This window comes from Vreelandella sp. DA03-1M (genome assembly GCF_055725665.1).
In genome coordinates this window covers 3,772,141-3,783,665 of the sequence record NZ_CM146798.1, presented here as the reverse complement: position 1 = coordinate 3,783,665, position 11,525 = coordinate 3,772,141, and the positions used below count along the sequence as shown (strand labels likewise).

At 54.2% G+C, this 11,525-nt stretch carries 8 protein-coding genes; 6 read left to right on the top strand and 2 right to left on the bottom strand.

Annotation, left to right across the window (positions count from 1 at the left end; all coding sequences use genetic code 11):
* Nucleotides 1–109: 109 nt before the first annotated feature.
* The 5 genes from ACXUPB_RS17645 (at nucleotide 110) to ACXUPB_RS17625 (ending at nucleotide 6,905) form a co-directional block, all read left to right on the top strand.
* Nucleotides 110–1,186 carry a DUF7305 domain-containing protein gene (locus ACXUPB_RS17645; RefSeq protein ID WP_472953696.1) on the top strand — a complete coding sequence of 359 codons (1,077 nt, stop codon included), beginning with the start codon at nucleotides 110–112 and terminating at the stop codon, nucleotides 1,184–1,186.
* A gap of 71 nt (nucleotides 1,187–1,257) precedes the next feature.
* On the top strand, nucleotides 1,258–2,280 hold the full coding sequence (locus tag ACXUPB_RS17640; RefSeq protein WP_179917305.1) for a tryptophan--tRNA ligase: 1,023 nt from the start codon (nucleotides 1,258–1,260) through the stop codon (nucleotides 2,278–2,280).
* Between the two features lie 333 nt (nucleotides 2,281–2,613).
* Nucleotides 2,614–3,585, top strand: coding sequence for an AI-2E family transporter (locus ACXUPB_RS17635; protein ID WP_472953695.1), 972 nt, complete (start codon nucleotides 2,614–2,616; stop codon nucleotides 3,583–3,585).
* A 156-nt stretch (nucleotides 3,586–3,741) separates the two neighbouring features.
* Nucleotides 3,742–4,953: a YeeE/YedE family protein gene (locus tag ACXUPB_RS17630; protein WP_179917345.1), complete on the top strand. Its 1,212-nt coding sequence runs from the start codon at nucleotides 3,742–3,744 to the stop codon at nucleotides 4,951–4,953.
* A 272-nt stretch (nucleotides 4,954–5,225) separates the two neighbouring features.
* Complete coding sequence (locus ACXUPB_RS17625; protein ID WP_281372645.1) at nucleotides 5,226–6,905, top strand: NAD-dependent malic enzyme; 1,680 nt, start codon at nucleotides 5,226–5,228, stop codon at nucleotides 6,903–6,905.
* Between the two features lie 53 nt (nucleotides 6,906–6,958).
* Here the strand turns inward: ACXUPB_RS17625 and acnA are convergent, their stop codons facing one another.
* Nucleotides 6,959–9,691, bottom strand: coding sequence for an aconitate hydratase AcnA (gene acnA, locus ACXUPB_RS17620; protein ID WP_179917343.1), 2,733 nt, complete (start codon nucleotides 9,689–9,691; stop codon nucleotides 6,959–6,961).
* A gap of 284 nt (nucleotides 9,692–9,975) precedes the next feature.
* Between acnA and trxB the strand changes: the two genes are divergently transcribed.
* Nucleotides 9,976–10,929, top strand: a complete 954-nt coding sequence (trxB, locus tag ACXUPB_RS17615; protein WP_179917342.1) for a thioredoxin-disulfide reductase — start codon at nucleotides 9,976–9,978, stop codon at nucleotides 10,927–10,929.
* A 23-nt stretch (nucleotides 10,930–10,952) separates the two neighbouring features.
* Here the strand turns inward: trxB and ACXUPB_RS17610 are convergent, their stop codons facing one another.
* Entirely contained in the window at nucleotides 10,953–11,489 is a 537-nt protein-coding gene (locus ACXUPB_RS17610) for a GspH/FimT family pseudopilin (protein ID WP_179917341.1), read from the bottom strand.
* Nucleotides 11,490–11,525 lie beyond the last annotated feature (36 nt).

The following is an 11,525-nucleotide window of genomic DNA, read 5'->3' as shown; positions in this document are numbered from 1 at the left end:
TCACGGATTCAGGTATAACTCAGGTGCGGGAGAGTGGGTTGAGGGACAGCCCGGCAGTTTTGTTGAGCAGGGTGTTTCTCTAATACGAACTACCGCTGAAAATGCAAACGTGGTTCTTGGTGGTAGCGAGTACATTCATGGCGGTATAGAAGCATTGGGTACCGTCACCCTCAATGGTTCTTCTCAGGTATTTGGCAGCATACTGGCCAATAAAACAATCTCTTTAAATGCAGGGGGCGGACGCGTCCAGGGTAATGCTGAGAGCCTTGAGAATGTAATATTTGGCAGTAGCGCACGGGTTGATGGCATCGTTAGTGCCATGGGCGAGGTGCGTTTTAATAATTGGTCAGCCAGCGTTGGGGAAGGCATTTACGCAGGCGGAGATATTATTTCTGACCGCACTCCTGTCTCAGATCATATCGATCCAGATAACAGAGCCGATTTTTTTCCAAATAGTAATGTGTCTCTTACTCGCGTGGAAGAGCAGCCCTGCGATATCGTCGACTTTGCAGGTAACACGTTAAGTGAGGAGATTACCCGTTACCAAGAAGAGCTTACTTCAATCGGTGATATCACCGTAGGTGCCTACCCTAATGTCGAATGGCGGTTTAGCCCACAGCAAATAGAACGCTATGACCAAACTTGGGACATTAATCGTTGGGTGAGTCATGCTTCGCCCGAGTTAAATACTCTGTTTGGCGAGCAAGCATCCATCTATCGTTTAAATAGCCTTAAGCTAACAAGTTCTTCGTCGTTAAGAGTTACTGGTGGTAACGTGGTTATTGTGATCGATGAAGATTTCACTATGGGAGGTGGTGGTGCTGGCCTGGTGATTGATGAAGACTCGAGTTTAACCGTTTTTGTTGAAGGGAAGGTAGACTTTGGTAGTGTATTAAGTATGCCCGAAATCAACTCGATTAATAGCAATGGAGAGTCCACATTTTCTCTCTTCTCAGGTTATAGCGGCTCAGATACCGGAGTTAATTTCCACTCAAGTAATCGTGTAGTTGCTAATGTATATGCGCCTTACACACATGTTTCAGTCAATTCCGGCGCTAACTTTTTTGGTAGTGTAAGAGGACGCAGCGTTAATGTAAGTGGGGACGGAAGTATTGTGTATGATGAGCTGCTTGGAGGGGCTTTTGGAGACCCTGACGAGGTGTGGAAATTAGTTGGCTGGCGTTGACGCCATTCGCCATTCGCCACGCGCCTAGGTGCACGTTATCATAGCGGTATTTGCTTAAGAGCCTGAAAACCATGAGCCAAACCGCCAAAACCCGCGTTCTTACCGGTATCACCACCACCGGCACGCCCCATTTGGGCAACTATGTTGGGGCGATCAAGCCTGCCATTGAGGCAAGCCAGGATCCCAATGTTCAGTCGTTTTATTTTTTGGCTGACTACCATGCGCTGATCAAGTGCCCTGACCCAAAACGCGTGCAAGAGTCGCGGCTGGAAATTGCTGCCACATGGCTGGCGCTGGGGCTGGACACCGACAACGCGATTTTCTATCGCCAGTCGGATATTCCTGAAATTCCTGAGCTTACCTGGATGCTCTCTTGCGTCTGCGCCAAAGGCCTGATGAACCGCGCCCATGCCTATAAAGCAGCGGTGGCTGAGAACGAAGAGGCGGAAAACCAAGACCCGGATAAAGGCATCACCATGGGGCTGTTTGGCTACCCTGTGCTAATGGCGGCGGATATTTTAATGTTTAACGCCAATAAGGTGCCGGTAGGGCGTGATCAGATTCAGCATATCGAGATGGCCCGCGATATCGCCGGGCGCTTTAATCATCTCTACAAGGGCCAGCATTTTGTCCTCCCAGAAGCCGTCGTTGACGAGAAAACGCAGCTTCTGAATGGCTTGGATGGGCGCAAAATGTCCAAAAGCTACGATAATACGATCCCGCTCTTTTCGGCTGAGAAAAAGCTGCAGAAGCTGGTACGTAAGATCAAGACCAACTCACTGGAGCCCGGTGAGCCGAAAGATCCGGACACCTGCACGCTGTTTCAAATCTACTCCGCTTTTGCGACGGCGCAAGAGACCGCCAGCCTCCGCGAGCAGTATGCTGCGGGCATTGGCTGGGGTGATGCGAAGAACCAAGTGTTTGAGTACTTGAACGCTCACTTAAGCGCTCCTCGTGAACGCTATAACGCTCTGATGGAAGATCCCGCACATATTGAAGCGGTACTTCAGAAAGGCGCCGAGCGGGCGCGCGAAGAAGCGGCAGTCACGATGGATCGCTTACGTGCTGCCGTTGGCCTGGGGCGGTTTGTTTAATATCTGAATACTGCCATTCACATAGTGACCTGTCAGCCATCTAGCAGTAACGACGAAGCCCCTTCTGCTTGGAAAGGGCTTCGTTTGTTTCGGGCCTCCCGCTTTGCTGCTAACTAGGCTGTTAGTGATAGCTCAGCCTTCAATCGGGGGCGTCAGTCATTAACTGAATGAGCATGGTTGTGCATGAGCATGGTTGTGCTGATGTCCTATAGTGCTTATCACGTAGGCTATGTATTTCTCAGATACGTACTTAGCTTCGCAAAACCAACGCATCCACAAAGGGAATATTGTATGCGGTCAAGGTATCGACATCAGACGTTTACGGAGTGTGCATTGATAGCCTTAACGCTGGCGGTCGTCGCGTTAATGCTTTGGAAGCTTGTTGGGCTACTGATCCTGATTTTTGGCGCAGTGGTGGGCGCCTGTATATTGCAAACGGGTATGACGCCACTTTTGAGGCTAGGCGTGCCCCGGTGGCTGGCGCTGTTAACGGTGATTATTACGCTAACCCTGGCGCTAGGCTTAGTTAGTTGGGCATTTGGCGCGCAGGTGTCTGCTGAGTTGGAATCACTGGCTGTTCTATTGCCCGAGGCATGGGATCAGCTTCAGGAAAGGCTTGAAGGGTCGCAGCTAGCGCCGTTGGTTGATAACGCGGCTGAGCGGGCGGGTAACCTGTTTGGTAACGGTATTTCTCAAGTGGGGATGGTAGTGGTCTCCATGGGGGGCAGTGTTGTCAGCTTTTTCGCGCTTATCGTCGGCATGGTTTATTTTGCTGCACAGCCGGGTCTTTATCGCCGTGGTTTATTGCTACTCGCGCCCATTAAAAGCCGTCCACGTTTGGGTGAAGCGCTGGATGAGAGCGGTAAGGCGCTTCGCTATTGGCTGGGCGGTCAGTTAGTGGCCATGGTGGTCACTGGGCTTTTAGTGGGTGTCAGCATGTGGCTGTTAGGCGTGCCAGCGCCGCTTGGCTTGGGGTTAGTGGCTGGGTTGTTGGATTTTGTGCCACTGGTGGGGCCTCTGATTGCTGCTATTCCTGCGTTGCTGCTTGCCTTCACGGTGAGCCCTCAAACCACACTGTTTGTGCTGATTGCGTATACGATTATTCAGCAGGTAGAGGGCAATATTTTACAGCCGCTGGTACAGCAGCGCGCTGTTCACTTGCCGCCCGCCATGCTGCTTTTTTCACTGTTTGCAGCCAGTACTCTGTTTGGTTTAGCCGGCCTGATTTTGGCCGCACCGCTGACGGTGGTGGCGTTTGTGTTGGTGAACAGGCTATACGTCACCCGGGAGGAAGAAAGCCAGTAAATAGTGTTAATTGTCATAAATACAGCTGCACAAATAATTGTACGCCGATTATTAGCAGCGTTAAGCTTGTCATCATTATCCGTACTAACTGGATCCATTCTGTCTGGAAGCGCCTGTTCGTGAACAGGCGCTTTTGGCATTGATAAAGGTGAATGTATGTCTACAACGACGGTTGCTGCGCCGCAGAGTTACCGCGTGCCGCTCATCGCCACAGCGGCGATCGTGCTTGGCGCGTTGCTTATAGGGGTGGTATTTGAGGCCAATACAGGCCTGTTAATGATTGTCGGTGGGCTGTTTGGCATGGTGCTTTATCATGCTGCCTTTGGCTTTACCTCGGCGTGGCGGGTATTTATTACCGAACGGCGAGGGCGTGGCTTGCGTGCCCAGATGGTGATGCTGGCGATTGCGGTGGTGCTGTTTTTCCCTGCGTTGGGAGCGGGCACGCTTTTTGGTAATGAAGTGTCGGGCTTTGTCGCGCCTATCGGTATCTCCGTGCTGGTGGGGGCGTTCTTATTCGGGCTGGGCATGCAGTTAGGCGGTGGGTGCGCCTCTGGTACGCTTTTTACCGCGGGCGGTGGTAACGCACGTATGTTGATCACCTTGGTGTTCTTTATTGTCGGCTCGTTGATTGGTTCGGCGCATTTTGCCTGGTGGCAGAGTTTGCCGGCCTTTCAGCCGGTATCACTGGTCAACGTGGCGGGGGTAAGTGGCGGGGTGGCGATTAGCCTGGTGCTGTTTGCTGCGATTGCTGCTTTCACCTGGGTGATGGAGAAGCGCCGCCATGGTCAGTTAGAGCAGGCGCCTATCGTCAATAAGCATGGGTATGAGCGTTGGCTGACAGGGCCTTGGCCATTGGTGGCGGGTGCCGTGGCGTTGGCGTTGCTGAATTTCGTCACCTTGGCCCTGGCTGGCCGCCCATGGGGAATTACCTCTGCGTTCGCACTGTGGGGTGCAAAGAGCTATGCGCTCGTTGGTGGCGATGTAAGCCAATGGGGCTATTGGCAAGCGCCGGGTAATGCAGCGGCGCTTGAAGCCAGCGTATGGAGCGATATCACGACGGTAATGAACGTCGGCATTATGCTGGGGGCACTTGCCGCCGCCAGCTTGGCCGGCCGCTTTGCGCCTAACTTCAAGATTCCATTGAAATCTCTTCTGGCGGCAATCGTTGGTGGCCTCCTGCTGGGGTATGGCGCCCGCTTGGCGTATGGCTGCAATATCGGCGCCTACTTCAGCGGCATTGCGTCTGGCAGCCTGCATGGCTGGGTGTGGTTGGTTGCTGCGTTCGCCGGCAATATGTTGGGTGTTAAATTAAGGCCTTTCTTTTTTAACGGCGTAGAAGGCCGCAAGCCAACCGCTAAAACGAGTTAATGCTGACTTAGCGCTCCTCAAGTAGCTAACAAGTAGCCAAGTAGATAAGGAATAAGTAGATAGATAGGTAGATAGATAGGTAGATAGGTAGATAGATAGGTAGATAAATAGATGACGCCCCGGTTTGAAGCCCATTCAACCGGGGCGTTTTTATGTTAACAACGTCGCTCTCTTCTACCTTTGTAGCAGGAGCATGTTACATTAAGCCCAAACGCCGCAAACGCCCGATATTGCTGCATTGCAGCAGTGATTGACATAAAAAGAGAATGCTTATGACTACCCAGAGTAAACGCCCCTTATACCTTCCTTACGCCGGTCCTTCTCTGCTCGAAATGCCGCTATTGAACAAAGGCAGCGCGTTTACTCAACAGGAACGCCTGGCGTTTAACCTGATTGGTTTGCTCCCCCAAAAGGTGGAAACCATTGAAGACCAGCTAGAGCGTGTTTATCGTCAGTACCAGCAGTGTCACAGCGATCTTGAAAAACACATCCATCTGCGCGCCATTCAAGATGACAATGAAACGCTCTACTTCCGTATGGTTTCTCAGCATCTGGAAGAGATGCTGCCGATTATCTATACCCCGACGGTCGGCCAAGCGTGCCAGGAATTCTCCAATATTTATCGTAACCACCGTGGTCTGTTTATTAGCTACCCTGACCGCGAGCATATGGATGACATCCTGCGCAGCGCCACGAAAGATAACGTCAAGGTCATCGTGGTGACGGATGGTGAGCGGATTCTGGGGCTGGGCGACCAGGGAATTGGGGGCATGGGTATCCCGATTGGGAAGCTAGCGCTGTATACCGCCTGTGGTGGCATTAGTCCCGCTTACACGCTGCCGATCATGATTGATGTAGGCACCAACAACAAAGCGCTGCTGGATGACCCCATGTACATGGGCTGGCGCCATGAGCGGGTAGGGCAGGAAGAGTACGACGCTTTCATGGCGGAGTTTATTGCCGCCGTGAAGCGCCGCTGGCCTAACGTGCTGCTGCAGTTCGAGGACTTTGCCCAGGCCAACGCCGTACCATTGCTTGAGCGCTACCGTGACGAGCTATGCTGCTTCAACGATGACGTACAGGGCACCGCGTCGGTGGTGGTCGGTACCTTGATGGCCGCTTGCCAAGCGCGCGAAGAAACCATTGCGCAGCAGCGGGTCGTGTTCGTGGGCGGTGGTTCGGCAGGCTGTGGTATTGCCGAGCAGGTCGTGGTAGCCATGGAAGCGGAAGGTTTGACCGAGAGCGAAGCCCGGGCCCGCATTTTCATGGTCGACCGGGATGGGTTGATGACCAGCGATCAGGCATGGCAGCGCGACTTCCAGCGTCGCTTGGCCCACAACCCCTCCTTGGTGGTTGGCTGGAATGGCCAAGGCCTTGAGGAGACCATTGCGCAGATCAAGCCCACGGTATTGATTGGTGTGTGCGGCCAGCGCGGTATCTTCACCGAGCAGGTCGTGCGCACCATGCACGCAGGCTGTGAGCATCCGGTGATCATGCCGCTCTCCAACCCGACCTCGCAAGCAGAGGCGGTGCCGGAAGATGTTATTCGCTGGACCGATGGCCAAGCGCTGGTGGCCACCGGCAGCCCCTTTGCGCCGGTGGTTTACAACGGCCGCACGTATCCGATCGCCCAGTGTAACAACGCCTATATCTTCCCAGGCATCGGTTTGGGCGTGATTGCCGCCAGTGCGAACCGAGTGACCGATGAGATGCTGATGAGCGCCTCACGAGCGCTGGCACGCGAAGCACCGCTGGTCAAAGAGGGCAAGGGCGCGCTGTTGCCGCCGCTTTCGCGTATTCGCGATATCAGCAAGTCGATTGCCTTTGAAGTGGCCGCCCAGGCGCAGCAGAACGGCGTGGCGTTAAAAACCAGTGGTACGACGCTGCGCGAGTTAATCGAAAAGGCGTCTTGGTCACCGGATTACCGCACTTATCGCCGCCGCGCATTCTAAACAAAAAAAGCCCCCACCGAGGTGGGGGCTGCAAGCATTGGTAGGTTTTACCCTTAGGCTGCGCCAATCATCTTGCGCAGCACGTAGTGAAGGATACCACCGTGGCGGTAGTAAGCCAGCTCGTTTACCGTGTCAATTCGGCACTTGGCATCAACGCTACGTTCACCGTCAGCATTTTTGATCACGACTTTGACGGTGCCACCTGGCGTCAAATCGCTTAAACCGGCAATCGAAATTTCTTCATCGCCCGTTAATCCTAACGTTTGGCGGCTTTCGCCTTCGGCAAACTGAAGCGGTACAACGCCCATGCCGATCAGGTTGGAGCGGTGGATACGCTCAAAGGATTCGGCGATCACCGCGCGAACGCCCAGCAAGCGTGTGCCTTTGGCTGCCCAGTCCCGTGAGGAGCCGGTGCCGTACTCTTTACCGGCGATCACGACCAGCGGCTTGCCTTCCTCTTTGTACTTCATGGCCGCGTCGTAAATGGCCATCTGTTCGCCGCTGGGTACGTGGCGGGTTTCACCACCGACAACGCCATCGAGCATCTCGTTTTTGATCCGCACGTTGGCGAAGGTGCCGCGCATCATGACTTCGTGGTTACCCCGGCGCGAACCGTAGGAGTTGAAGTCGACCGGTTTGACACCATGCTCTTGCAAGTAGCGGCCAGCCGGGCTGTCGGGCTTGATGGCGCCCGCTGGGGAGATATGGTCAGTGGTGACCGAGTCACCCAGCATCGCCAGCACGCGGGCGCCGTGCACATCTTCGATGGCATCCGGCTCACGGCCCATGCCTTCAAAGAAGGGCGGGTGCTGAATGTAGGTAGATTCGGGCCACTGATAGACCTTGCTCTCTGAAACGTCGATCGCTTTCCAGACCTCATCACCCTCAAACACCGCGCCGTACTCTTTACGGAACATCGCTGTATTGACCTTCTCAACGGCGCTGGCGATTTCTGCCTGCGTGGGCCAAATATCTTTTAGATAGACCGGCTCGCCGCTGCTGTCTTTGCCAATGGGTTCCTTAGTCAGGTCACGCTGAACGTTCCCGGCCAGGGCGTAGGCGACCACCAGGGGTGGTGAGGCCAGCCAGTTGGTTTTGACCAGCGGGTGAACGCGGCCTTCGAAGTTCCGGTTGCCAGACAGCACCGAGGCGACGGCAAGATCGCCATCGTTAATGGCTTGCTCAATCTCGTCAGGTAGTGGGCCGGAATTACCGATACAGGTAGTGCAGCCGTAGCCGACCAGGTTAAAACCCAGTGCATCCAGGTCATCGTTTAACCCAGCGGCTTCCAAATAATCGGTGACGACTTTGGAACCGGGAGCCAGTGATGTTTTCACCCAAGGCTGTGTCGTCAGGCCTTTTTCGCGGGCTTTACGTGCCAGCAAGCCCGCTGCCATCATCACGCTGGGGTTGGACGTGTTAGTGCACGATGTAATGGCGGCGATCACCACCGCACCTGGGTCGAGGCTGAAGTCCTGGTCATTAAGCTTAACGGCCCGGCTAGTGTCGTGTTCAAAACTACGCTCGACACCGACCGCGGTTTGGCCGCCTTCTGAGGAGAGTTTTCCTTTGGCGGTGGGGTCCGCTTTGTGGTCTTCCTCCATGAACTTGCCAAAGGCTGTCGCCATATCCTGCAGTGCAACCCGGTCTTGCGGGCGTTTGGGGCCAGCAAGGCTGGCTTCCACCTCGGTCATGTCCAGTTCCAGCGCATCGGTGAAGATTGGCTCATCGCTGGGTTCGCGCCAGAGGCCCTGGGCTTTGCTATAGGCTTCCACCAGCGCGACTTGCTCATCTTCACGGCCGGTGAGGCGCATATAGTTCAGCGTCTCTTCATCGACCGGGAAGAAACCGCAGGTAGCACCATATTCAGGTGCCATATTGGCAATCGTCGCGCGATCCGCCAGCGGCAGGTCTTTCAAGCCGTCGCCGTAGAACTCAACAAACTTACCTACCACGCCTTTTTTGCGCAGCATTTCGGTAACTGTGAGTACTAGGTCAGTGGCGGTAATGCCTTCGCGTAGCTTGCCGGTCAATTTAAAACCAATGACTTCGGGTATCAGCATCGACACCGGCTGCCCGAGCATGGCCGCTTCGGCTTCAATACCGCCTACACCCCAGCCGAGTACGCCCAGGCCGTTGATCATCGTGGTGTGTGAGTCGGTGCCCACGAGCGTGTCCGGGTAGGCGAAGGTCTTACCGTCTTCGTCTTTGGTCCATACCGCTCTGCCTAAATATTCCAGATTCACCTGGTGGCAAATGCCGGTGCCAGGCGGTACTACGCTAAAGTTGTCAAATGCCTGCTGACCCCAACGCAGAAACTCATAGCGCTCGCGGTTGCGCTGCATTTCGATATCCACGTTCTCTTGGAACGCGGCGGGGTTACCAAATTTATCGACCATGACCGAGTGGTCAATGACCAGGTCGACGGGAGAAAGCGGATTGATCTTGGCTGGGTCTTCGCCAAGGCTTTCGACAGCAGCACGCATGGAGGCTAAATCCACCACGCCAGGGACGCCGGTGAAATCTTGCATTAAGACACGTGCCGGCCGGTAGCCTATTTCACGGCTGGATTTACCTTCGGCCTGCCAGTCGACCAGGGCTTGCATGTCTTCTTCAGCCACACTTTCGTCATCGCCGAAGCGCAGCTGATTTTCGAGTAGGATTTTGAGCGTCTTGGGTAGCCGGTCAATGCTGCCCAGTGCCTCTGCCGCTTTGGGTAGGCTGTAATAGTGGTATGTTTTACTGCCTACCTCTAAGGTACTTAGCGTATCGGGTGTCTTGCTCATGTGTCTCTCCTCTGATTGCTGAGTGTTGCCCTCAGCGTGACGGTCACGATCTTCCTGTCGTATTGATTACCCTAGTATGGCTTACCCCAGTATGGCGTGATTTAGTAATAACACATGGGTGTTTGCATCGCCTCTTTCAAGGTTTCTTCGCCTAATAGCGTAGATGAAACCTTGCAATAGCTTGTACTTGGCACCATTTCAGGCAGACTCTGTGGCTAATTTTTTATAAAGCTTTTACCCAGCTATCAATAAAGCTATCAGTCAGATCTTTACAAGGTGGTGTCATGGAAACTCGTCATGAGCGTTTGATTATTCTTGGATCCGGCCCGGCCGGCTATACGGCCGCTGTGTATGCCGCACGGGCAAACTTGAAGCCATTGCTGATCACCGGTATCCAGGCGGGTGGACAATTGACCACCACAACGGATGTCGATAACTGGCCGGGCGATGCGCAAGGTGTTCAAGGCCCTGAGTTGATGGAGCGCATGAAACAGCACGCTGAACGCTTTAATACCGAAGTGCTGTTTGATCATGTCAATGAGGTCAGCTTAGGCGAAAAACCCTTTACGTTGAAAGGCGACAGCGGCATTTATACCTGCGATGCGCTCATTGTCGCCACCGGCGCCAGTGCCCGTTATCTGGGTTTGCCCACCGAGCAGCAGTTTATGGGTCAAGGGGTTTCTGCCTGTGCGACCTGCGATGGCTTTTTCTATCGCAATCAGGAAGTCATTGTCGTCGGTGGTGGTAATACCGCCGTGGAAGAAGCGCTCTATCTCTCTAACATCGCTTCCAAAGTAACGTTGGTACACCGCCGGGATACGCTGCGGGCAGAAAAGATTCTGCAGGATAAACTGCTTGAGAAAGCCGCCGCCGGCAAGATCGTCCTTGAGTGGTTCCAGGAAGTCGAGGAAGTACTCGGCGATAACTCGGGCGTTACTGGGGTGCGAGTTAAGTCCACTAAAGATGGTGCCAGCAAAGAGATCCATGCGCCTGGTTTGTTTATCGCCATTGGACATAGCCCCAACACCGGTATTTTTGAAGGTCAGTTAGCCATGAACGGTGGTTATATTAAAGTGAACGCAGGCCTTGAAGGTAATGCCACCGCCACCAGCGTGCCCGGCGTGTTTGCCTGCGGCGATGTAATGGATCACATTTATCGCCAAGCGATCACCTCGGCGGGTAGCGGCTGCATGGCGGCGCTGGATGCCGAGCGTTATTTAGACGGCATTGCCGGGTAACGTTGCACTCTGCTCTGAAGCGCCTAGCAATCGATAGGCGCTTCATCGATTCTCAGGCGCCCTAACTGGCTCAGCACTAGCTTTTTCCCCTGCGATTCTTCGGCACCGTTGCCTGAACAGATAGCAAAACTGCCGTTGTAACCGCTGGTATAGCCCAATGAGCTGTAGCGAATGCGCGACCAGCCCCGGCTGTAAGTTACTTGTGTGCCTCGCTCGGCAGGCATAACGCGCAAAATATCGTCGGCTTGAATGTTATCTGTTTGATCCCCCTTTACGATCATAAGCTCACCGCTCCATTCACTACTGCATGCCTTGCGGTCCTCAGCCGCCGGACAAAGCGTGATCTGGCGACGCTGGCTGATGGCCGTATTGCGCGCTAATGAAAACGCGCTTTGTAATCGATTGACTTCGCTGGTCTGCGCGGTTCGCTCACCCAATGCTTGAAAATTAGGCAGCCCCCAGGCAGCCATAATGCCGACTAATAGCAGCGTGATCATTAGCTCAAGCAACGTAAACCCGCTTTCAGGTAGCGTGCGCGCGCCGTTATGGCCATCGTTCATCGCCTCTCCTTACTTGACCTTGTTATTGCCCGCGCT

Excerpts from the sequence above, each read along its gene's own strand:
- ACXUPB_RS17640 (WP_179917305.1), top strand. The coding sequence starts at position 1,258 with ATGAGCCAAACCGCCAAAACCCGCGTTCTTACCGGTATCACCACCACC.
- ACXUPB_RS17630 (WP_179917345.1), top strand. The coding sequence starts at position 3,742 with ATGTCTACAACGACGGTTGCTGCGCCGCAGAGTTACCGCGTGCCGCTC.
- ACXUPB_RS17625 (WP_281372645.1), top strand. The coding sequence starts at position 5,226 with ATGACTACCCAGAGTAAACGCCCCTTATACCTTCCTTACGCCGGTCCT.
- acnA (WP_179917343.1), bottom strand. The coding sequence starts at position 9,691 with ATGAGCAAGACACCCGATACGCTAAGTACCTTAGAGGTAGGCAGTAAA.
- trxB (WP_179917342.1), top strand. The coding sequence starts at position 9,976 with ATGGAAACTCGTCATGAGCGTTTGATTATTCTTGGATCCGGCCCGGCC.
- ACXUPB_RS17610 (WP_179917341.1), bottom strand. The coding sequence starts at position 11,489 with ATGAACGATGGCCATAACGGCGCGCGCACGCTACCTGAAAGCGGGTTT.